This is a genomic window from Neisseria blantyrii (genome assembly GCF_962747855.1).
GTDB classification, from domain to species: domain Bacteria; phylum Pseudomonadota; class Gammaproteobacteria; order Burkholderiales; family Neisseriaceae; genus Neisseria; species Neisseria viridiae.
Window position 1 is genome coordinate 50,673 of record NZ_CAUIZY010000002.1, and the last position, 22,103, is coordinate 72,775.

Annotated in this window: 25 protein-coding genes and 1 pseudogene; 10 read left to right on the plus strand and 16 right to left on the minus strand. The window is 54.1% G+C overall.

From position 1 onward, the window contains the following. Positions 1–135, plus strand: a complete 135-nt coding sequence (locus Q9J80_RS02700) for a hypothetical protein (RefSeq protein WP_257389826.1) — start codon at positions 1–3, stop codon at positions 133–135. A gap of 4 nt (positions 136–139) precedes the next feature. Continuing rightward, positions 140–415 carry a hypothetical protein gene (locus Q9J80_RS02705; protein ID WP_003750294.1) on the plus strand — a complete coding sequence of 92 codons (276 nt, stop codon included), beginning with the start codon at positions 140–142 and terminating at the stop codon, positions 413–415. A 58-nt stretch (positions 416–473) separates the two neighbouring features. Here the strand turns inward: Q9J80_RS02705 and Q9J80_RS02710 are convergent, their stop codons facing one another. After that, a complete protein-coding gene (locus Q9J80_RS02710; RefSeq protein WP_003750295.1) occupies positions 474–638 on the minus strand; it encodes a hypothetical protein in 165 nt (54 codons plus the stop codon). A 270-nt stretch (positions 639–908) separates the two neighbouring features. On the opposite strand from Q9J80_RS02710, the gene gluQRS reads away from it, so the two are divergent. Beyond that, on the plus strand, positions 909–1,796 hold the full coding sequence (gene gluQRS, locus Q9J80_RS02715; RefSeq protein WP_301672812.1) for a tRNA glutamyl-Q(34) synthetase GluQRS: 888 nt from the start codon (positions 909–911) through the stop codon (positions 1,794–1,796). 68 nt (positions 1,797–1,864) lie between these two features. Here gluQRS and dusA read toward each other — a convergent pair whose 3' ends face one another. The 7 genes from dusA to Q9J80_RS02750 all read right to left on the minus strand — a co-directional run bounded on the left by dusA (position 1,865) and on the right by Q9J80_RS02750 (position 6,315). Continuing rightward, positions 1,865–2,875: a tRNA dihydrouridine(20/20a) synthase DusA gene (gene dusA, locus Q9J80_RS02720; RefSeq protein WP_301672811.1), complete on the minus strand. Its 1,011-nt coding sequence runs from the start codon at positions 2,873–2,875 to the stop codon at positions 1,865–1,867. A 30-nt stretch (positions 2,876–2,905) separates the two neighbouring features. Next, positions 2,906–3,397 (minus strand): D-aminoacyl-tRNA deacylase, encoded by a 492-nt coding sequence (gene dtd, locus Q9J80_RS02725; RefSeq protein WP_301672810.1) that lies wholly within the window; start codon positions 3,395–3,397, stop codon positions 2,906–2,908. 73 nt (positions 3,398–3,470) lie between these two features. Then, positions 3,471–4,229 (minus strand): peptidylprolyl isomerase, encoded by a 759-nt coding sequence (locus Q9J80_RS02730; protein WP_301672809.1) that lies wholly within the window; start codon positions 4,227–4,229, stop codon positions 3,471–3,473. Positions 4,230–4,298: 69 nt separating this feature from the next. Next, positions 4,299–5,165, minus strand: coding sequence for a peptidyl-prolyl cis-trans isomerase (locus Q9J80_RS02735; RefSeq protein WP_301672808.1), 867 nt, complete (start codon positions 5,163–5,165; stop codon positions 4,299–4,301). A 48-nt stretch (positions 5,166–5,213) separates the two neighbouring features. Further along, positions 5,214–5,492, minus strand: a complete 279-nt coding sequence (locus Q9J80_RS02740) for a BolA family protein (protein WP_304672711.1) — start codon at positions 5,490–5,492, stop codon at positions 5,214–5,216. Continuing rightward, positions 5,492–5,782 carry a YciI family protein gene (locus tag Q9J80_RS02745; RefSeq protein WP_304672712.1) on the minus strand — a complete coding sequence of 97 codons (291 nt, stop codon included), beginning with the start codon at positions 5,780–5,782 and terminating at the stop codon, positions 5,492–5,494. The genes Q9J80_RS02740 and Q9J80_RS02745 overlap by 1 nt, the downstream gene beginning before the upstream one ends. Before the next feature lie 2 nt (positions 5,783–5,784). After that, on the minus strand, positions 5,785–6,315 hold the full coding sequence (locus Q9J80_RS02750; protein ID WP_304672713.1) for a septation protein A: 531 nt from the start codon (positions 6,313–6,315) through the stop codon (positions 5,785–5,787). A gap of 288 nt (positions 6,316–6,603) precedes the next feature. Here Q9J80_RS02750 and Q9J80_RS02755 point away from each other — a divergent pair, with 288 nt between their 5' ends. Further along, positions 6,604–9,552, plus strand: a complete 2,949-nt coding sequence (locus tag Q9J80_RS02755; RefSeq protein WP_304672714.1) for a FimV/HubP family polar landmark protein — start codon at positions 6,604–6,606, stop codon at positions 9,550–9,552. A gap of 117 nt (positions 9,553–9,669) precedes the next feature. Here Q9J80_RS02755 and Q9J80_RS02760 read toward each other — a convergent pair. The 4 genes and pseudogenes from Q9J80_RS02760 to Q9J80_RS02775 all read right to left on the minus strand — a co-directional run. Continuing rightward, positions 9,670–9,777 (minus strand): annotated as a pseudogene (locus Q9J80_RS02760) (IS5/IS1182 family transposase); the annotation flags it as partial. Between the two features lie 53 nt (positions 9,778–9,830). Continuing rightward, positions 9,831–10,247: a lactoylglutathione lyase gene (gloA, locus tag Q9J80_RS02765; protein WP_301666907.1), complete on the minus strand. Its 417-nt coding sequence runs from the start codon at positions 10,245–10,247 to the stop codon at positions 9,831–9,833. A 23-nt stretch (positions 10,248–10,270) separates the two neighbouring features. Beyond that, a complete protein-coding gene (lapB, locus tag Q9J80_RS02770; protein ID WP_304672720.1) occupies positions 10,271–11,440 on the minus strand; it encodes a lipopolysaccharide assembly protein LapB in 1,170 nt (389 codons plus the stop codon). 10 nt (positions 11,441–11,450) lie between these two features. Beyond that, positions 11,451–11,765: a LapA family protein gene (locus Q9J80_RS02775; RefSeq protein WP_301672804.1), complete on the minus strand. Its 315-nt coding sequence runs from the start codon at positions 11,763–11,765 to the stop codon at positions 11,451–11,453. 300 nt (positions 11,766–12,065) lie between these two features. Between Q9J80_RS02775 and Q9J80_RS02780 the strand changes: the two genes are divergently transcribed. The 5 genes from Q9J80_RS02780 to ilvE all read left to right on the plus strand — a co-directional run bounded on the left by Q9J80_RS02780 (position 12,066) and on the right by ilvE (position 16,465). Continuing rightward, on the plus strand, positions 12,066–12,866 hold the full coding sequence (locus tag Q9J80_RS02780; protein WP_301672851.1) for a choline kinase family protein: 801 nt from the start codon (positions 12,066–12,068) through the stop codon (positions 12,864–12,866). Next, positions 12,866–13,744 (plus strand): DMT family transporter, encoded by an 879-nt coding sequence (locus Q9J80_RS02785; RefSeq protein ID WP_301672803.1) that lies wholly within the window; start codon positions 12,866–12,868, stop codon positions 13,742–13,744. The genes Q9J80_RS02780 and Q9J80_RS02785 overlap by 1 nt, the downstream gene beginning before the upstream one ends. Beyond that, positions 13,741–14,469, plus strand: coding sequence for an NTP transferase domain-containing protein (locus Q9J80_RS02790; RefSeq protein WP_301672802.1), 729 nt, complete (start codon positions 13,741–13,743; stop codon positions 14,467–14,469). Before Q9J80_RS02785 ends, Q9J80_RS02790 begins: the two co-directional genes overlap by 4 nt. Before the next feature lie 112 nt (positions 14,470–14,581). Further along, positions 14,582–15,385 carry a LicD family protein gene (locus Q9J80_RS02795; protein WP_301672801.1) on the plus strand — a complete coding sequence of 268 codons (804 nt, stop codon included), beginning with the start codon at positions 14,582–14,584 and terminating at the stop codon, positions 15,383–15,385. An 81-nt stretch (positions 15,386–15,466) separates the two neighbouring features. Then, positions 15,467–16,465 (plus strand): branched-chain-amino-acid transaminase, encoded by a 999-nt coding sequence (gene ilvE / locus Q9J80_RS02800; protein WP_304671420.1) that lies wholly within the window; start codon positions 15,467–15,469, stop codon positions 16,463–16,465. Positions 16,466–16,709: 244 nt separating this feature from the next. On the opposite strand, the gene fabI is transcribed toward ilvE, so the two are convergent. The 4 genes from fabI to pgi form a co-directional block, all read right to left on the minus strand. Further along, positions 16,710–17,495, minus strand: coding sequence for an enoyl-ACP reductase FabI (gene fabI, locus Q9J80_RS02805; RefSeq protein WP_002223367.1), 786 nt, complete (start codon positions 17,493–17,495; stop codon positions 16,710–16,712). Between the two features lie 154 nt (positions 17,496–17,649). Beyond that, positions 17,650–18,471, minus strand: a complete 822-nt coding sequence (gene dapD, locus Q9J80_RS02810; RefSeq protein ID WP_002224875.1) for a 2,3,4,5-tetrahydropyridine-2,6-dicarboxylate N-succinyltransferase — start codon at positions 18,469–18,471, stop codon at positions 17,650–17,652. 103 nt (positions 18,472–18,574) lie between these two features. After that, positions 18,575–18,709, minus strand: coding sequence for a hypothetical protein (locus tag Q9J80_RS02815; protein WP_301672799.1), 135 nt, complete (start codon positions 18,707–18,709; stop codon positions 18,575–18,577). Beyond that, the gene (gene pgi, locus Q9J80_RS02820; RefSeq protein WP_301672798.1) at positions 18,679–20,322 is read right to left on the minus strand and encodes a glucose-6-phosphate isomerase; all 1,644 of its coding nucleotides are present in this window, start codon (positions 20,320–20,322) and stop codon (positions 18,679–18,681) included. The genes Q9J80_RS02815 and pgi overlap by 31 nt, the downstream gene beginning before the upstream one ends. 317 nt (positions 20,323–20,639) lie before the next feature. On the opposite strand from pgi, the gene Q9J80_RS02825 reads away from it, so the two are divergent. Continuing rightward, the gene (locus tag Q9J80_RS02825) at positions 20,640–21,959 is read left to right on the plus strand and encodes an MFS transporter (RefSeq protein WP_301672797.1); all 1,320 of its coding nucleotides are present in this window, start codon (positions 20,640–20,642) and stop codon (positions 21,957–21,959) included. The last annotated feature ends 144 nt before the right edge of the window (positions 21,960–22,103 follow it).

Here is a 22,103-nt window from a genome sequence, read left to right on the forward strand (position 1 = left end):
ATGCCGTCTGAAAGGCTTTCAGACGGCATCGCCCTTTTGACCGGACACAGTGCGGCATATCAAGGATTCGCCCTAAAAATATTAATCAACAAGAAGTTAATGCACGACATTACCCACCAACACAAAAGGAAATAGAATCATGGCAAAAGCACTCGAAATCATTTCACCCGATGAAATTTATTCAGATCTGATTTTTAAGGATCCGGTACCTCCCCATACCATATATAGAGAATTGACGAAACTGGTTGATAGAAATGCAAGTAATGAGAGAATTGCAAATAGAGCCTTCGATTTTTTCTCGTCCGGTCTTATGTCAGAGCGCAATTATGGTGCAGCTAACCAAGCGATAGAGCAGCAACGCCAAGCAGAGCGGCAAATACAGAAGAAACAAGCTAAATGGTGGAGTATGGGTTAATAATGAATAATTTTGCTATTGATTTTTCATTATTTTCATGTTTTTTATGTGCTTTGCTTTAAAAGACTAAAATATAAAAAATAAAGCCACAAATTGTCAGAAAGAAAAGTAAAGCTAAACTTTTTATTTTATTTTTTGCCGTATCTTCTTCCCATGGTTTAAATATAAATAGACCAGTTATGAAATCAAATATTGAATGCCAAACCGCTAAAAAAAACTCCATAAAATTTCCTTAAAAAATATCCCGCATCATGCAAATGATGCTGGGTGTGGAGATTGTTACACTTGCATTAGTGCAATTGTAACAGGGGAACGCCAATGAGAAACTGCTGTGTTAGTACAAGCACGAGTGGCGAAGTTGATGATTCAGCTACCGAAGAGCAATATAATGCCTTATATGATTTAACCTTGCTTGAAGAGCCCGGGATGGAACTGAATAAAGATGAGATAATGGCTTTGATTAATAGTCTTAAATAAAGGGGCTGTACCGGATATGTACACAGGACGTTTTGCCCCCAGCCCGACCGGACTGCTCCACATCGGCTCGCTGCTGACCGCCGTCGCTTCCTATGCCGATGCGCGCTCAAACGGCGGAAAATGGCTGATCCGTATGGAAGACCTCGATCCGCCCCGGGAAATGCCGGGGGCGGCAAGCCATATCCTGCACACGCTTGAGGCATTCGGATTCGAGTGGGACGGAGAAGTCGCCTATCAGAGCCTCCGTTACGCCCTGTATGAAGAAACACTATGCCGTCTGAAAACCGCCGGACTGGTCTATCCCTGCCATTGCAGCCGCAAAGACTGGCAGGCTGCGGCAGTCCACGGCGCAGACGGATTCGTCTATAACGGACGTTGCCGCAATCCGCAGCAACGCCCTGCACTGCAAGGCAAACAGCCTGCGTGGCGCATCCGCGTCCCCGACCGCGACATCGGCTTTTCAGACGGCATCGTCGGCGGTTACGCCCAAAACCTCGCCCGCGACATCGGCGATTTCGTCCTGCTTCGTGCAGACGGTTACTGGGCATACCAACTCGCCGTCGTTGCCGACGATGCCGAACAGGGCGTTACCCACATCGTCCGCGGGCAAGACCTGCTCGTTTCCACGCCGCGCCAAATCTATTTGCAGCAGTGTTTGGGCGTTCCTACACCGCAATATGCCCACCTGCCGCTCCTGACCAACGCGCAAGGGCAGAAATGGTCGAAACAGACGCTCGCCCCCGCATTGGATTTAAACCGCCGCGAACAACTCCTCCGCCAAGTGTTCCGTTACCTCAACCTGCCCGAAGCACCGGAAACCGACCGCCCTGCCGAACTGCTCGACTGGGCTGTGGCGCACTGGGATATGGGCAAAGTGCCGAAACACGCCATTACCGCTCCCTAAACACCGCCCGACAAACGCACAAATGCCGTCTGAAACCTTCAGACGGCATTTCACACATACAGCCCGCCCTATTCGCGCGTATTTGCCCGCTCGACCTCTTTCCATGCTTCAAGAATCAGGCCACCGTCGTTGTCTTTCAAGAGCGTTGCATCGGAAAGCATACGCCGCCAAGTCCGCGCGCCTTTCAAGCCGTGCATCAGCCCGAGGCTGTGGCGGACGATGTGGCGCAAGATTGTGCCGCATCCGGCTTGGATTTGGGCTTGGCTATACACAAACAGCCGCCGCACCAAATCGGCGTATTCAATCGGGCTGCGGGTATCGCCGTAAAACAGCCTGTCCCATTCGCGCATCACCATCGGGTTGTGGTACGCCTCGCGCCCGACCATCACGCCGTCAACGTGTTGCAGGTGTTGCGCGATTTCCTCATTGGTCGTGATGCCGCCGTTGATGATGATTTCCAGCTCGGGAAACTCTTGCTTGAGGCGGTAAACATAATCGTATTTCAAGGGCGGAACGTCGCGGTTTTCTTTGGGGGAAAGACCGTCCAGCCATGCGTTGCGGGCGTGGACGATAAAGGTTTTGCAGGCGGTTTTGTCGCGCAGCGTGCCGACGAAATCGGCAACGGTTTGGTATTCGGTCTGCCTGTCCACGCCGATGCGATGTTTGACGGTAACGGGAATACCGACCGCGTCCTGCATCGCGTTAAGGCAGTCGGCAACCAGCCCGACTTCGTTCATCAGACACGCGCCGAACGAACCTTTCTGCACGCGCGGACTGGGGCAGCCGCAGTTGAGGTTGACCTCGTTGTAACCGTATGCCTCGGCGGCTTTGGCGGCTTTCGCCAAATCGGACGGGTCGCTGCCGCCCAGTTGCAGGGCGACGGGCTGCTCGCCTTCGTTGAACATCAAAAAGCGGTCTTTGTCGCCGTAAACAATCGCACCGGCATTGACCATTTCGCTGTACAGCCAAGCATTTCGGGTAATCTGGCGTGCCATATAACGGTAGTGCCTGTCCGTCCAGTCGAGCATCGGGGCGACGGAAAGGCGGCGCGGGGGAAGGGTGTGTGTATTGTCGTTCATTGTCGATATTTCATCATTGCGGATTCAATTTCAATCCGGAACAACCTTCATTTTTGGGGAAATCCGCGTCATGAAAGAGTCCAGCAGTATGGTTACCGGCCCGTCGTTGCAGAGCGACACCTGCATATGCGTGCGGAAACGCCCTGTTTCGACATGAATCCCGTGTCCGCGCAACAGTTCCGCCGTTCGCAGGTAAAGCTGCTGCGCCTGTTCTGCAGGTGCGGCTTGGGAAAACGACGGCCGCCGCCCGCTTGCCGCGTCGGCATAAAGCGTAAACTGCGACACCAGCAGCACGGAGCCCCCGACATCTTTCAAAGACAGGTTCAGCTTACCCGCTTCGTCTTCAAACACGCGTAAATGGGCAATTTTGTCGGCAATATATTGCGCATCTTTCTCGGTATCATCATGTGTTACGCCGAGCAGCACGACGAATCCGCCGTCAATTTTGCCGCAGGTTTCCGCACCGCTTTCGGACACGACATCCACCTTTGCACCTACCGTTTTCTGTATGACCGCACGCATAAGCCGTCCTCCTTACCTGAACGTGCAATGCCGTCTGAAAAGGCTTCAGACGGCATCGGTATCGGAAATGCCATTACGGTTTGACACCGTTTTCTTCCAAAAGGGCATCGATTTTCAAGCGGGCTTTTTCCTGTTTCAAACCTTGTTCCAATTGGTTTCTGACCAGCTCGAAGGGCTGCGCGTCGGGGTTTTTCCCAACCTCGCTGAGTTTGAACAGGTAATAGCGTTCGCCCAATTTGACCGGATTGCGGGTAACGTCGCCCCGATTCATCGCGGCAAACTGCGAAGCCAGCGGTTCGGGAAGCTGCTGCGCCATAATGAAACCGTCAAAAGCCTGTTCGTCGTTCGGATAACGCTTCATCAGCCCTTCAAAAGACAGCCCTTTGAGCAGGAGCTGCTGCGCCTGACGCGCCTCATCCTCCGTGGCAAAACCGACCTGCTGCAATTTGATCATGCGGATTTGCTGTTCGTAAAACTTGTGCAGCTCGTCTTCGGAAACCGTTTCCGAACGCTCCAGAAAACGGACGTATTCCTCGGCATAAAAAGACGCTTCGGCGATTTTAAAGCGGTTTTGGACATCCTTATCCTTATCCAAACCTTCCTTCAATGCCCTGTTTTTCAAAACTTCCAAAGTTTGCAGCCGGCGGACGGCATCGTTTCGGACAGCCTGCCCGTCCGGTTTTTGGGACTGCTCCGTATGCCGGTCTGCCTGCTGCATAATCTGCGCCACCAGCGTATCCACCAAAGCCGGGTCGATTTCGGGTACTTTGGCTGCCGCAAAACCTGCCAACATTGCAGCAATAACTGCGGCAGCGGTTTTTTTCTGTTTCATGGTATTCCCTGTCCTGTGCGGCGGCAAAACGCCTGTCTGAACGTCTTGCCTCCGTATCCCGTTTTCAGATTATTTTGCAGGTTTGATGTCTGCCTTGCCCAACAGCGCGCCGACGGCACGGTCAATCCGTTCCGCCTGAAGGTTGCCGGCAATCTGTTCCTTCATTTCCTCAAAAGAAGGCACTTTCACATCGCGGCGGTCGTTAACATAATAAACGCCGTAGAAATCGCCGTTTTTCAGCGGTGTTGCCGTAAATTCGCCTTTTTTCAAGTCCTTAATTGCCTGATAAAGCGGCGGAACACCCTGTTCCAAATCTTTCAGCGGCACATATCCAACCGGCGCGCCGGTCTGTTTGGTATGGTCGTTGAGGGAATATTGTTTCAAAACAGCATCGAAACCTTTTTTCGCCTTCAGATCGGCAACCGCTTTTTTCGCATTTTCTTCCTTGTCGGTCAGGATTTCGCCCAACTGGACTTCCTGCGTACCTTTATAAAAACCGCTGATATTGTCGTAAACGGCTTTTACTTCCTGCTCGGAAACCGGTTGGGTTTTGGCGATATGCAGCGCGTATGCCTCGCCGTTCAAGCCATATTCTACCGCCTGCCAAACGGTTTTGAAGGACGGTTTCTTGTCGTCGCCCGACTTTTTCGCTTCGGCACGCAATTTGGCAAGCGCGTCTTTAAACTCTGCCGACTGGTCGAGTTTCAGGCGTTTCACTTCCTGTGCGACCACGGTGTTGACCACTTCGTTTTCCAGCAGGGATTGGCGCAGTTGCGGCGTGTCTTCGGCACGGCTGTTTTCCGCACGGAATGCGGCAACCTGCGCATCGATGACGGAACTGTCGATTTTTTGACCGTTGACGGTTGCCAGTGTTTGGGCAAACAGGCTGCCGGAACAGGCAAGCAGTGCAACGGAAGTCAGGATTTTTGCTTTCATAATCTTCTCTCTTTAAATTTTAAATTGAAATGTTCGGGCAGACTTCATTCAGTCCGCCGTATGGAAATACTCGTCAGGGGCAGCCGCCCGGATGCCGAGCGCGTGGATGATGCCGTCTGCAAACAAATCTTTGAGCAGCGATTTGACCGTTTTCTGGCGGTTCAGGCGGCTTACGCCTTCAAAACGGCCGCTGACAACCAAAACAGCATAATGTCCGCCGCCGGTATTGCCCGCGTGTCCCCTGTGCAGATGGCTCTCATCGCCGATTTCCAACACCAGAGGATCGAGCGTCTGCAGGCGTTCGCGGATCAAATCGACGGCCGGCATTATTTGAACACCGCTTTAAACGGCTTGATCAGCACTTCGCTGTACACGCCGGCATGAACATAGGGATCGTCTTCCGCCCAAGCCTGCGCCGCATCCAAAGACTCGAACTGCGCCACAATCAAACTACCCGAAACGCGGTTCGAATCCTCCGGCAAAGGATTCGGACCCGCGGTCAGCAGCCGGCCTTCCGATTTCAGCACCTCCAAGCGTTTGAGATGTTCGGGACGTGCCGCCATACGCGCTTCATGCACATTCTCCCCGTCTGTTGCCAGCAACATAAAATATTCCACAGTCAATCCTCCTTTTTCAGATAGGTACTCAGATAAATACCCTGAATAATAAAGAAAACAAGCATCAGCGCAGTCGAACCGAACATCTTATAGTTAACCCATTGCGCTTCAAACCTAGTAAACACAAACCAGTTGGCAATACCCATAAAAATCAGAAAACCGACCCACATATAAGTCAATTTCGCCCATACAGCATCCGGAAGCTGAATCTCCCTGCCGATACTCGCCTTCAAGCCGTTTTTACCCGCAAGGTGGCTGCCCAGCAGGAATAACGCCCCGCACCAGAACAATACTGTCGGCTTCCACATAATGAAGCGGCTATCGCCCAAAACAATGGTTGCGCCGCCGAATACGACAATCAGCACCAGTCCGACCCACTGCATCGTATCCAGCTTTTTATATTTCCAATACAGAAAAGCCGTCTGAACCACGCCTGCAACCAAGGCAACCGCCGTAGCGGCAATCATGTTTTTGGTAACGGTATAGGTGGCGAAAAACAGGATGATGGAAAAAAGGTCGCTGACAAATTTCATATCCAAATGAGAAAGCAAATCAAATAAACGCTAATCATACAGGCAGAACCCTGTTTTTGCACCTGCAAAACCAACAAATTTTGTTTTGATTAATGCAAATATGCACAGATGTTTTTGAAAAAAGATGGAGATATGTCATAATTTGTAAAATTGGCTTTAAAATACAGTTTCGGCCGGGACCTCTGCTTATCCGCACCCTATCGTCCGTATTGCCGATGCCTGATGACGAAATTTACAGACTGTACGCGGTCAAACCGTATTCAGCCGTCAACCCACAGGGGATACATCTTGAAAAACAACAGACAAATCAAACTGATTGCCGCCTCCGTCGCACTTGCCGCATCCTTTCAAGCACATGCGGGACTGGGCGGGCTGAATATCCAGTCCAACCTTGACGAACCCTTTTCCGGCAGCATTACCGTAACCGGCGAAGAAGCCAAAGCCCTGCTAGGCGGCGGCAGCGTTACCGTTTCCGAAAAAGGCCTGACCGCCAAAGTCCACAGGTTGGGCGACAAAGCCGTCATTGCCGTTTCTTCCGCGCAGGCAGTCCGCGATCCCGTCCTGGTGTTCCGCATCGGTGCAGGCGCGCAGGTACGCGAATACACCGCCATCCTCGATCCTGTCGGCTACTCGCCCAAAACCAAATCTGCACTTTCAGACGGCAAGACACACCGCAAAACCGCTCCGACAGCAGAGTCCCAAGAAAATCAAAACGCCCAAGCCCTCCGCAAAACCGATAAAAAAGACAGCGCAAACGCAGCCGTCAAACCGGCGCACAACGGTAAAACCCATACCGTCCGCAAAGGCGAAACGCTCAAACAGATTGCCGCCGCCATCCGTCCGAAACACCTGACGCTCGAACAGGTTGCCGATGCGCTACTGAAGGCAAACCCAAATGTTTCCGCACACGGCAGACTGCGTGCGGGCAGCGTGCTTCACATTCCGAATCTGAACAGAATCAAAGCGGCAGCACCCAAAAAAATCAAAGCGGAACAACCCAAACCGCAAACGGCGAAACCCAAAGCCGAAACCGCATCCATGCCGTCTGAACCGTCCAAACAGGCAACGGTAGAGAAACCGATAGAGAAACCTGTCGAAAAACCGGTTGAAAAACCTGAAGCAAAAGTTGCCGCGCCCGAAGCAAAAGCGGAAAAACCGGCCGTTCGACCCGAACCCAAACCCGCAGTGTCCGAAACTCCGGCTTCGGCGACAGAACGCCAACCCGAACCTGTACCCGCTGCAAATACTGCCGCATCGGAAACTGCTGCCGAATCCGCCCCCCAAGAAGCCGCCGCTTCTGCCATCGACACGCCGACCGACGAAATCGGCAACGCCGTTTCCGAACCTGTTGCGGAAACAGCCAGTGAAGTTGCCGCCGAACCCGTTGCCGAACCTGTCGAACAGGTTCCTGCCGAAGAAGAAACCGAAAGCGGACTGTTTGACGGTCTGTTCGACGGTTCGTACACCTTGCTGCTTGCCGGCGGAGGCGCGGCATTGATTGCCCTGCTGCTGCTTTTGCGCCTTGCCCAATCCAAACGCGCGCGCCGTACCGAAGAATCCTTCCCTGAAGAAGAGCCTGACCTTGACAACGCGGCAGACGACGGCATAGAAATCACCTTTGCCGAAGTCGAAACTCCGGCAACGCCCGAACCCGCTCCGAAAAATGATGTAAACGACACACTTGCCTTAGGTAGGGAATCTGAAGAAGAGTTGTCGGCAAAACAAACGTTCGATGTCGAAACCGATACGCCTTCCAACCGCATCGACTTGGATTTTGACAGCCTGGCAGCCGCGCAAAACGGCATTTTATCCGGCGCACTTACGCAGGATGAAGAAACCCAAAAACGTGCGGATGCCGATTGGAACAAAATCGAATCCACAGACAGCGTGTACGAGCCCGAGACCTTCAACCCGTACAACCCTGTTAAAATCGTCATCGACACGCCCAAACCGGAATCTGTCGCCCAAACTGCCGAAAACAAACCGGAAACCATCGATACCGATTTCTACAACAACCTGTTCCCAAACAACCATATCGGAACAGAAGAAACAGCTTCCGCAAAACCTGCCGCACCCTTCGGACTAGCAGGCTTCCTGAAGGCTTCCTCGCCCGAAACCATCTTGGAAAAAACAGTTGCCGAAGTCCAAACACCGGAAGAGTTGCACGATTTCCTGAAAGTGTACGAAACCGATGCCGTCGCGGAAACTGCGCCTGGAACGCCCGATTTCAACGCCACCGCAGACGATTTGTCCGCATTGCTTCAGCCTGCTGAAGCACCGGCTGTTGAGGAAAATGTAACGGAAACCGTTGCCGATGATTTGTCCGCGCTGCTGCAACCGTTTGAAACGCCTGATGTTGGGGAAACCGCAGCAGAAGCCGTTGCCGAAATAGCTGATTTCAAAGCCACCGCAGACGATTTATCCGCATTGCTTCAGCCTTCTGAAGCACCGGCCGTTGAGAAATTTGAAGCACCGGCTGTTGAAGAAAAAGCAGCGGAAACCGTTGATAAAACGCCCGACTTCCACACCGTTGCCGACGATTTGTCCGCATTACTTCAGCCTGCTGAAGTACCTGCTGTTGAGGAATTTGAAGCACCGGCTGTTGAAGAAAATGCGTCGGAAACTGTTGCCGAAACGCCCGACTTCCACACCGTTGCCGACGATTTGTCCGCATTACTTCAACCTTCTGAAGTACCTGCCGTTGAGGAAAATGTAACGGAAACTGTTGCCGAAACGCCCGACTTCCACACCGCCGCAGACGATTTGTCCGCACTGCTTCAGCCTTCTGAAGCACCGGCTGTTGAGGAAAATATAACGGAAACTGTTGCCGAAACGCCCAACTTCCACACCGTTGCCGACGATTTGTCCGCATTACTTCAACCTTCTGAAGTACCTGCCGTTGAGGAAAAAACAGCGGAAATCACTTTGGAAATGCCTGATTCCAACACCTCTGAGGCAGACGCTTTGCCCGACTTCCTGAAAGACGGCGAGAAGGAAACGGTAGATTGGAGCATTTCCCTTGCGGAAGAGAATATCCCGAACAATGCAGATACCGGTTTCACTTCGGAATCTGTGGGTTCTGACGCACCGTCCGAAGCGAAATACGACCTTGCCAAAATGTATCTCGAAATCGGCGACCGCGATGCCGCTGCCGAGACAGTGCAGGAATTGCTGGAAGAAGCGGAAGGTGATGTACTCAAACGTGCCCAAGCATTGGCTCAGGAATTGGGTATTTGATTCCCAACTGCCCTTTCGCAGATCAAGGATGCCGTTTCAGACGGCATCTTTTTTTGCCTTATCTGTGTAACGGATAAAGTTTGAACCGGCACAGGCTCAAACAGCAAACCGCCGGCAATATAGTGGATTAAATTTAAACCGGTACGGCGTTACCTCGCCTTGCCGTACTATTTGTACTGTCTGCGGCTTCGTCGCCTTGTCCTGATTTAAATTTAATCCACTATAAAAAATGCCGTCTGAACCCCTAAAGGCTTCAGACGGCATTGGCGGCGGCGGTATCAGGCAGTTTGATAGGCAACCGAATCGTCGCCGCTTTTCTTTTGAATAAACTCGATTTTGTAGCCGTCGGGGTCTTCGACGAAGGCTATCACAGTTGTGCCGTGTTTCATCGGGCCGGCTTCGCGGACGACGTTTCCGCCCTGCCGCTTCACACGTTCACAAGACTCGTAGGCGTTGTCGACTTCAATGGCAATATGTCCGTAGGCATTACCCAAATCATATTGCTCCGTATCCCAATTGTGGGTCAGCTCCAAAACCGTGCTGTCTGCCTCATCGCCGTAACCGACGAAGGCAAGGGTAAATCTGCCCTCGGGATAATCTTTTCGGCGGAGCAGTTTCATGCCCAAAACGTTTTGGTAAAAATCAAGGGATTTTTCAAGATTGCCCACACGGAGCATGGTATGGAGTAAACGCATTTTTGTGTTCCTCTCGGTGGTGGTTAAACTTCGATTTTATTCGGGGTAAACGTCTGCCATTTGTTGCAGGCGGGACAGTGCCAGAAAAAGACTTGGGATTTGAAGTGGCAGTTGCGGCAACGGTACATCACGCTGCGCTGTAGCTGCCGCCCGATAACCGAACGCATCATATCGGCATCGGCTTTCCAGGCCGGATCCAAATCGCTGAGTTTCAAACCGAGCAGGCGGTACACGCCGTTGAGGTCGGGCTTGCGGCGGACAAGTTCGACGGCGGTTTGCGCGGCTTCCTTCTCGCCCTTGAGCAGCAGGGATTTTTCATACACGACATTGATCAGGTCAAGTTCCGGGAAGGTCTGCATATACCCTATCAGGCGATTTAATCCTTCTTCAGGCTTTCCTTGCTCCGCATAAGCGTCATAAAGTTTCTCTCCGACCATGCTCAAATAGGCATGATTTTGCTGCTCGATGGCGGCATACGCTTCAACCGATGCAGGAAAATTGCCCTGCCTGTATTCAATGTCGCCTAAAATCATATTGGCACGGGTACATCTTTTGTTGGCCTCAAGGGCTTTACCGACATTAAAACGTGCAACATCAAAATTGGACTTAAACAATGAAGCCTGTGCAAGTTCGCAATAAAACTGTGCGATTTCAAACTGATATGTCTGTTCGTCGTGACTGAGAAGTTGGGCGGTTTCAATCGCTTTTTCCCAATCCCTGTCCTGCTGGTAGATATTGAGCAGGTGCTGTCTGGCTTCACGCGCCATTTCACCGTCTTGCAGACTGAGGAAAATCTGTTCGGCACGGTCAACCAACCCCGCACTTTGATAGTTTTGCGCCAATTCAAACAATACGCGCGCACGCTTGGCTCTGGTTGTATCGGGAGAGTCCAGCAATGTTTGGTGCATATTGATGGCTTTGTCGTTTTCGCCACGCTGACGGTAAAGCTTGCCTAGGGTGAGGTTCAAGTCGTATGACTGAGGCTGCTGATCGATGACCTCTGCCAATTCCCTGGCGGCACGTCCGCTGTTGCGGTCAACCAGTGCATCCAGACTTTTATAAAATCCCGACGGTATGCTTTTTGCCTGTTTCAACACGGTCTTCATATCCACGCGGGCGGCAAACCAGCCCATTGCGAAGAAAACGGGCAAAAGGATAATCGGCAGCAGGATAATCCACAATTCATTGTCCATATCGGCTTTCTCAAAGCTGTTTGGCAGATTCGGCAGCATTTTGTGCCGGCGGCGCAGTCAATTCCTGTCCGCTCAAGCGCGCACTTTTCTTCACTTCCGCACGCAGGCGGCTGTTTTCGCCGCGCAAGGACAGCAGCCGCCCGAACAGGGCAAACATTCCGAACACGATGCCGACGACAAACGCGCCGAACAATACGACAATCAGCGGCAAATCGAATTTCTGCCCCGGCAGGTAGGAAAAGGTAACGGCATCCGTATTAATGACGGCAAGCAGCAGGAAGAACAGCAGGATGATGATTTTGACGACGGTATAAATAAGTTTCATATGTGTTCCGCAGGTAAGACAGACGGGCGGCGCACCCAAACGGTGCGGCAGCCGGATTGTGCAAGTTTAAACGATTTGAACGTTTCCGGATAGGGAAGCCGCTGACACGGACAGGCCGCAATGCTAAAATATGCAAAGACAAACTCCTCGCGCCGATACAGAAATGCCATGCAATCAATCAATCAATCAATCAATCAATCAATCAATAAAATTGTAGGCTTTGCCCAAACCTGCCGCAAGCCTGACGAAGTATTTGATTTTCTCACGCGCCACGCCGTCCCCTTCTCCCCCATCGGGGGGATGACCAACCAAAATATCCTGCTGGACCTGCCCGGCGGGAAATTCGTCCTGCGCCTGCCCCATCCCGCCCGCGCCGCCTTAATCGACCGGGAGCACGAGGCGTTCAACAATGATTTGGCGTACCGCGCCGGGTTGAATGTGGAAACGCCCGTTTTGGATGTGCAAAGCGGTGTGAAGCTGACGCGTTATCTGGAAAACTCCGCGCCCTTAAATCAAACGCAACTGCAAGACGAACGCTACCTGCGCCTGGTTGCGGGCAACCTGCGCCGGCTGCACGGCGGAAACTTTGCCTTCCGCAACACATTCAATGCCTTTGACGCATTCCGCCGGTATTTTTCCTTATTGCAGGACAAGGATTTGTTCCTGAAGGCGGACGCGCGTATGGACAGGCTTGCGGATGCTTTTTGGCGGCTGGAAGGCGTATGCCGGAAACTGCCCCTTCGCCCGTGCCACAATGATTTGGTACCGGAAAATATGCTGTTGCAGGGGGAGGGGCTGTTTTTTATCGATTGGGAGTATTCGGGTATGAACGACCCCTTGTTCGACCTTGCCGCCGTTATCGAGGAGGGGCGGATGCCGTCTGAAGCGGCAGGCTGCCTGCTGGAGGCCTATCTTGCCGGCGGGGCTTCAGACGGCATCTCGGCGCGGGACGCGGCGGCGCGCCTGAACATCCACCGGTTTTGCCAAAACGTGCTGTGGTTTTTGTGGACGAAGGTTAAAGAGGAACAGGGCGAAGATTTCGGCGGTTATGCGGCACGGCGGCTGGCGGCGGCGTTTGAACTGTCGGAGGTGCTGCCGTGATGCGCGGTTATCTGTTCGGAGCGGCCTCGGCGGTATTTTGGGCGGCTTCCGGCCTGTTGTTCGACCGTTTGCCGTTTGCGCGCGGCGCGGCATTCGGACAGATGGTTTTTTTGCTGTTTTTGATTGATTTGTGTTCTTTGTCGGCAGTGTGGGCGGGCTTGGGGAGCGGCGGGCGGCCGGGGTTTCGCGGCGTTTTTTGGCGGCCCGTGTTGTCGGGACTGCTCGGCGGGCCGGTCGGTATGTCGGCATACCTTTTGGGCATCCATTACCTGACGGTATATTACGCAGCGCCTTTATCGTCCCTGTTCCCCGTATTGGCGGCGGCTTTGTCGGCTTGGTTTTTAAAGGAACGCACGGGAGCGGCGGCGCGTGCCGGTTTCGCGCTGGCGGTACTCTCTTCGGCGGGCTTGGCTGCGGATGCGGGCGGACGGGGCGGACTGAACGCTTTGGGGTTGGTTTGTATCGCGGTGTGCGTTTCGGGCTGGTCGCTCGAGGTTGTTTTGTCTGCCCGGACGATGCGTACGCTCTCCGGCCTTCAGGTTTATTGTTTGCGCCTGTGCGGATCGGTATGCGGCTACCTGCTGATCCTTGTCTGCCTGTCTGCCCGGGGGTTTTCTTTAAACCCCTCCGATTTGTACGACGCGCGCATCATCGGCATTATTGCCTTCGGCGCGTTGTCTTATGCCTGTTATTATCAGGCGATTTATCTGTTGAAACCCCTCAAGGCGATGGCTTTGAACATTACCTACCCTGTTTGGGCGATGGTTTTGGGGTTTTTCGTTTACCGCCACCCGGTTCCGCCGTCCGCCATAATGTGGGCGGTTTTGTTGGGAACCGGCGCGGCATTGAGCCTATGCGGGCGGAAAGGTGAAATATGAATGCCATTATTTTGGCGGCGGGGCTGGGCAGCCGCTTTAAAGAAATGACGCAAACCGTCCACAAAGCCCTTTTGGACATCTGTGGCACACCCAACCTCGAAAGGACGCTGTCCTTCCTGCGCGAAGCCGGCATAAGCAATATCGCCGTCGTGACCGGCCATTTGCACCGGCAATTCGATTATCTTCAAGAAAAATACGGCTGTATTTTGATTCACAACGAAAAATATCGGGAATACAACAGCATCTATTCCTTTTCGCTGGCGCGTGATTTTTTCAACGGCTGCTACGTCGTCGATGCCGACGTGGTGCTCGGACGCAATATTTTTTTAAACCGCCCGCAGCACAGCACCTATTTCACCGTCGTCCGCGCCCGCACGCACAACGAATGGCTGCCCGTTTCAGACGGCATCGGACGGGTCGTCCGCATCGACATCGGTTCCCAGCCCCGCCCCAGCCTGTCGGGCGTGTCTTATTGGACGGCGGAAGACTGCCGCACCATCTTAAACCTGCTCGGGGCATACGCCGGCGCGGAACGCTTGGAAAACCCCAAACTCTATTGGGACAACATCCCGATGGAACACCTCGGCAAACTGGACATCCGCACCGAGCTGCTCGGCAGCGGCGACATATTTGAAATGGACGACCAAGAAGACTACCGCGCCATCTTGCGGCAACTCTCCCCCCTTAAAGAGCGGCAATGCCCCGACGCGCAAGGCGGTGCATAAAACGCGCCCCTGCCGTATTGCCCGACGGGTTTGCCGCTGCGGATGACGGCGTTCCAACCGTAAAGAAAAGCAATGCGCCCCTTTGACGGGGTGCAATATATAAGGAATTTAAATGAAAAAACTGACACTCAGGGAACAACAGCTCGTCTGCCTCGACATTTTGGACGATTTCCACGCCCTGTGCGAACGGCACGGCATCCGCTATTCGCTCGGCGGCGGCACACTGATCGGCGCGATACGCCACCAAGGCTTCATCCCTTGGGACGACGACATCGACGTTTATATGCACCGCGACGAATACCAAAAATTTGTCGGCGTTTGGCAAAAAACCGCGCACCCGCACTATTTTTTGGAAACCGCCGAAGACATCCGCGCCCGACATACCGGGGAAATGGCAAAAATCTTCGATCCGCGTGCAGAACTCATCGACGCATACGGCAAAAAAAGCCCTTTATTTATCGACATTTTCATTTATGACGGCGTACCTGACGAACCAAAAACCATTTTCCGTATGATGAAACGGCACCGCCGCATCAAGCTGCGCTTTTCTTCCTGCAAAAAAAGGTGGCTGAAGGCAAAAGAAGGCAGCCTGAAACACAAAATCCTCGGCAGCCTGAGCCGTTTCCTGTTCGACAAAATGACGCGCAACCTGCAACAGTTCCAAACCGCCTACCCGATTCGGGAATGCGGTTTCATCGGCTTGGTTTTATCTGATTACGGCGGCTGGCGGAAATCCTATATGCCCAAAAAATATTTCGACAGCGTCGTCTATAAAACATTCGAGGGCAGGCAGTTTCAAGTGATGAACGGCTACCACGAACACCTGACGCAATATTACGGCGACTATATGCGGCTGCCGCCCGAAGAAGAACGGAAACCGCACCATACGTCCGAAGCATACCTGTTGTCCGAATGAGCGCGGACGGCAGATTGTCATCCGTCCCCGATACGGATTAAAATGTCCGGATACATATCCGAATAAGAAAGGCTTTACATTATGAGCAGACCCGTACCCGCCGTATTCGGCAGCGTTTTTCACAGTCAAATGCCTGTCCTCGCCTACCGCGAAGGCAAATGGCAGGCTGCCGAATGGCAATCCTCGCAAGACCTCACCCTCGCACCCGGCGCGCACGCCCTGCACTACGGCAGCGAATGTTTCGAGGGACTGAAAGCTTTCCGTCAGGCAGACGGTAAAATCGTACTGTTCCGTCCGACTGCCAATATCGCGCGCATGCAGCAAAGTGCGGACATTTTGCACCTGCCGCGCCCCGAAACCCAAGCTTATCTCGATGCTTTGGTCGAACTGGTCAAACGTGCCGCCGATGAAATTCCCGATGCGCCTGCCGCGCTGTACCTGCGCCCGACCTTAATCGGTACCGATCCCGTTATCGGCAAGGCCGGTTCTCCTTCCGAAACCGCCCTGCTGTATATTTTGGCTTCCCCCGTCGGCGACTATTTCAAAGTCGGCTCGCCCGTCAAAATTTTGGTGGAAACCGAACACATCCGCTGCGCCCCGCACATGGGCCGCGTCAAATGCGGCGGCAACTACGCTTCCGCCATGCACTGGGTGCTGAAGGCGAAAGCCGAATACGGCGCAAATCAAGTCCTATTCTGCCCGAACGGCGACGTGCAGGAAACCGGCGCGTCCAACTTTATCCTGATTAACGGCGATGAAATCATTACCAAACCGCTGACCGACGAGTTTTTGCACGGCGTAACCCGCGATTCCGTACTGACGGTTGCCAAAGATTTGGGCTATACCGTCAGCGAACGTAATTTCACGGTTGACGAACTGAAAGCTGCTGTGGAAAACGGTGCGGAGGCGATTCTGACCGGTACGGCTGCGGTCATCTCGCCGGTTACTTCCTTCGTCATCGGCGGCAAAGAAATCGAAGTGAAAAGCCAAGAACGCGGCTATGCCATCCGTAAGGCGATTACCGACATCCAGTACGGTTTGGCGGAAGACAAATACGGCTGGCTGGTCGAAGTGTGCTGATGCTTTAAATAAAAAAATGCCGTCTGAAACCCGTTTGGCGTTTCAGACGGCATTTTCGCATCCGGACCGTTTCCGCCGCGCCTGCCGCAAGTCGGCACAAAGGCAATCAGTTAAAACAAGCGTCCGCATTTCCCATCCCGCCTGCCGCAAGTCGGGCATTTCTCTGGAAATACGCTTCAGACGGCAAACCGCCGCCCGAAACCGATATGCGGCACGGACAGCGCACGGATTTGAAAACGGCGGATTATCCCTCGGTGCTCAAGGCATTAATGCTGTAACCGCCGTCAACGTAAGTGATTTCGCCGGTAATGCCGGACGACAGGTCGGACAGCAGGAAGGCGGCGGTATTGCCGACTTCTTCGATGGTAACGTTGCGGCGGAGGGGATTGTGGGCGGCGACGTGTCCCAAGAGTTTGCCGAAATCGGCGATGCCGGAGGCGGCAAGCGTTTTGATCGGACCGGCGGAAATGCCGTTGCAGCGGATGCCTTCTTTGCCCAAACAGGCGGCGGTAAAGCGGATGCCTGCCTCAAGGCTGGCTTTTGCCATACCCATCACGTTGTAGTTCGGAATCGCGCGTACCGCGCCCAAGTAGCTCAGGGCGACGATGGCGGAGTTTCTGCCGCGCATCATCGGACGGGCGGCTTTTGCCAGCGCAGGCAGGCTGTATGCGGAAATTTCGTGTGCGGTGTTGAACGCTTCGCGGCTGATGCTGTCGAGGAAATCGCCGCTCAAGGCTTCTTTCGGCGCGAAGCCGATGGAATGCACCAAACCGTCCAAGCCGTCCCAATGCTTGCCCAAGTCGGCGAAAACTTGGTTGATTTCGTCATCGCTGGCGACATCGCAGCGGAACACGAGTTCGGAATCCAATTCCGCCGCCATTTTGCGGACGCGCTCTTCCAGTTTGTCCACAACGTAGGTAAACGCCAGTTCCGCGCCCTGTTCGCGGCAGGCTTTGGCGATGCCGTAAGCGATGGAACGCTCAGAAATCATGCCGGTAATCAGAATTTTTTTGCCTTGCAGAAAACCCATTTTGTATCCTTCAAATAGTGTTCGGTTCGTTCTAAACCGTTGATTATAGCAAATTGTCCCTGTTTCTGTGTTTTCACTTTGCAGCGTGCAAACGGCAATGCCGTCTGAAGCGGATTTCAGACGGCATTGGACGTTTCAAATACGGTTTAAGGCATCAGATGCCGCGCAACAATTCGTTCACGCTGGTTTTGGCGCGGGTTTGCGCGTCCACGCGTTTGACGATGACGGCGCAGTAGAGGCTGTGGCTGCCGTCTTTGGAAGGCATACTGCCGGACACGACGACCGAACCTGCCGGTACGCGGCCTTGGTAGATTTCGCCGGTGGTGCGGTCGAAGATTTTGGTGGATTGGCCGATGAACACGCCCATAGAAATCACGCTGCCTTCTTCGACAATCACGCCCTCAACGATTTCAGAACGCGCACCGATGAAGCAGTTGTCTTCAATGATGGTGGGTGCGGCCTGCAGGGGTTCGAGTACGCCGCCGATACCGACACCGCCGCTCAAGTGGACGTTTTTGCCGATTTGCGCGCAAGAGCCGACGGTTGCCCAAGTATCGACCATCGCGCCTTCGTCGACGTATGCGCCGATGTTGACGTAAGACGGCATCAGCACGACATTTTTGGCAACGAAGCTGCCGCGACGCGCAACCGCACCCGGAACTGCGCGGAAGCCTGCGTTTTTGAACTCGTCTTCAGACCAATCGGCAAACTTGGTCGGCACTTTGTCAAAGTATTTGTTCACGCCGTCGTTGAGGACTTCGTTGTCTTGGATGCGGAAGGACAGCAGCACGGCTTTTTTCGCCCATTCGTTGACTTTCCATTCGCCCACGCCCAAGCGTTCGGCAACGCGCAGTTTGCCTGAATCGAGCTGGCGGATGGTTTCCAACACGGCTTCTTTAACTTCGGGAGTAACGGTGGTCGGAGTGATGTCCGCGCGGTTTTCAAAGGCGGTTTCGATGATGTTTTGCAAAGACATAATGTTTCCTTGGTTCGAGATATTTCGGGACGCTTGCCGGTATTGTTCAGACGGCATAGCGGTTGGAACAAACGTGCTATTGTGCCATACAAACGCCCGCCCGTCAGCCGCGCTGCGGGTTTGCCGGATGCCGGCGTTTCGGAATCGGGCGGGCGGCAGGCATTGCCTTTTCCGTACCCGAATCAATACAGAACGGCGGCAGTACCTTTATGCCGCACCGCCGCCTTTCAGACGGCATTCGCGGTAAAACGCCATCAGCCCTTCGGTCGAGGCATCGTGTACGGACGTGCCGTCTTCCAGTTCGCCGATGATGGTTTTTGCCAACTGTTTGCCGTATTCCACACCCCACTGATCGAAGGGGTTGACGTTCCATATCGCGCCTTGGACGAAGGTTTTGTGTTCGTAAGCCGCCATCAGCATACCCAGATTGTAGGGCGTGAGGCGGTCGAGCAGGATGCTGTTACTGGGGCGGTTGCCGGGGAACTCTTTGTGCGGCGCGAGACGTTCGCGTTCCGCTTCGGACAAATCTGCCAGTTCGGCGCGTGCTTCGTCCAAGGTTTTGCCCTTCATCAAGGCTTCAGCCTGTGCAAAAGCGTTGGCAACGGTAAAACGGTTGCGTCCGTCCTCCACGCCCTGCGCCGTCATCGGGACGATAAAGTCGCAGGGAATCAGGCGCGTGCCTTGGTGGAGCAGTTGGAAATAGGCGTGCTGGCAGTTGACCCCTTCACCGCCGAACACGATGCCGCCCGTTTTGCACGCGGCGGGACTACCGTCTGAAGCGCGGCTTTTGCCCAAACTCTCCATATCGAGCTGGTTCAGCCACGCCGGCAGCAGGCGCAGGTTGTGGCTATACGGAACGGCGGTCTGCCCGTCAGCGTGCTGGAAATTGTTATACCACACGGCAATCAGCGCCATCAGCACGGAAATGTTGCGGCGCGGCGGCGTGTGGAAAAAATGGCTGTCCATCGCGTGCGCCCCCGCCAACAACTCGCGGAAACGCGCCCCGCCGACCGCAACCATCACGGGCAAACCGACGGGCGACCAGACGGAATAGCGTCCGCCCACCCAGTCGTACATCGCAAACACGCGTTCCGCCGCAATACCGAAACTTTGCGCTGCATCCGTATCGGCAGACACCGCGCAAAAATGGCGCGCCGTTTCCTGTTCCGAGAACCCTGCACCGCGATACCACGCCTTGACTGCCTCTGCATTGAGCAAGGTTTCGGGCGTTTTGAAAGACTTGCTGGCAATGCAAAACATTGTTGTTTCAGGGTTCAGACGGCATAAAACCGCATCTAGGCAGGCAGGGTCGGCGTTGGCGGCAAAATGGACGGCGATATGCCGTCTGAACGGCTCGAGTGCCTGCACGCACATCGCCGGCCCGAGGTCGGATCCGCCTATGCCGATGTGGACAAAATCCGTAATCCGCCTTCCCGTCGCCCCCTTGTACGAACCGTCGTCCAAACCGCGTGCAAACTCCAACGCACGATTTAACTCGCGGCGGATTTCGGGCAACACGTCCCTGCCGTCCACATAAACGGCATCCGCACCGTCGGGCAGGCGCAAAGCCGTATGCAGCGCGGCACGCCCCTCGCTGCCGTTGACTTTCGCACCCGTCCGCAAAGCACGCATTTTCCCTTCCAAATCCGCCGCGTCGGCAAGATTGCAGAGCAGTTGCAGCGTATCTTCGCCCAAACGGTTTTTGCTGTAATCGAACAACATCCCGTCCAAACGCTCGTGCATACGCTCAAACCGGTCCGGTTCGCAGGCAAAGCGGTCGCGCAAAAGGACATGACGCGTATCCTGATAATGGCGTTCGAGCGCATACCATGCACGGGTAAAGGCATTCATCTGTTTTCCTTGATTTTTCAGAACCGGATTAAAATGTAGCAGAATGTAGTTTAACAAACGGCAGCGGCTTTGGCGAATCACGGAAACACTACGCCCCGCTTTCAGACGGCAGTAGAATTGATTTTTATCAAGCAGGATACCGATGAAGGTGCAGGATGCAAAAAACTTGTGCTATTCTTTGTAATCGAATGAAAGACGGGGGTTATCGTCTGTAAGATACCTACAAGATGCCGCACGACGGCACGGTTGGCAAAAGAAAGCGGCACACCGCTTCGCAAATTGTTGTTTCTTCCCATTTTCCTCAGGAGCAGGTCGATATGAAGGTTTCCCCACAAACGGCAATGACGCTTCGCCAAATCATGCTGATGAACTTCGGATTCTTCGGCATCCAATACAGCTTCGGTTTGCAGCAGACCGCCATCAACCCCATCTTCAGCTTCCTTCAGGCCGACCCCGCACAACTGCCCGTCCTCAATATGGCGGGACCGATTACCGGGCTTTTGGTGCAACCGCTTATCGGCGCGATGTCCGACCGCACTTGGATACCCGGCCTGGGCCGCCGCCGTCCGTATTTCCTCATCGGCGCAATCGGGTGCAGCCTCTGCCTCTTCATCTATCCGCACGTTACCGCCCTGTGGGTCGCCGTGATGCTGCTTTGGCTTTTGGACATCAGCAACAACACCGCCATGGAACCCTTCCGCGCCTTCGTTGCCGACACCGTTCCCGAGAAACAGCAGCCTACCGGCTTTCTGATGCAGTCCGTGTTTACCGGCTTGGGCATCACGCTGGCAAACGTCTCCCTCTACATCTTCCAACAAATCGGCTGGCTCAAGCAGACCTCCGAAGCAGGCATTCCCTACTGGGTATTCGGCTCTTTCTACATCGGCGCAGTCTGTTCCATCGGCTCGGTGCTCATTACCATCCTCTCCACGCAGGAAAAAATGCCCACAGGCAAAGAAGCCGCCGAGTTGAAAGCCAAAACGGGCAATCCCTTGGGCGCGGTCAAAGACATCTTCGCCGCCATCAAAGAAATGCCCCAAACCCTGTGGCAGCTCGCCCTTGTGTACCTCTTCCAGTGGTACGCCCTCTTCATCTACTGGCAATACATCTCCCACAGCATCGTCCAATCCGTCTGGCACTCGACCGCCGCCGACAAAGCCGCCTACGAACAGGCAGTCGCCTGGACGGGTCTGATCAACGGTTTCTACAACATCGTAACCTTTGTTTCCGCGTTCGGACTGATGTGGCTCGCACGCAAATACGCCGCCAAATACGTCCACGCCTTCGCCGTTTCCCTTGCTGCCGCCGCACTGTTGGCAATTCCCCATATTTCCGACAAATACCTCATGTTCGCACCCATGATCGGTTTCGGTGTAGGTTGGGCAAGCATGATGGGCGTGCCGTTCATGATTGTCGTCAACTCCATCCCCAAAGCGCGTTACGGCGTGTACATGGGCATCGTCAACATGATGATCGTCATCCCCATGCTGATCGAAACCGTAACCTTCGGTTGGGTTTACAACACCTTTCTCGGCGCAAACCCCGCCAACGCCATGACCTTTGCCGGCATTTTCCTCGCCGTCGCCGCCGTCCTGACGCTGGGCATCAAAACCAAAGGCAAACCGTCCGAATCCTGACGAATCCCGCCCCTGCCGTGCCGTCTGAAGGCAGCCGCCCTGCAAACGGCAGCCGGCCGGATTAATTACAGGCGGATAAATGCCGGACAGCCGCCTAATAAGGTATAATCGCATCCGATTCCGTCCCGTTTGCCGCCCGCAGGC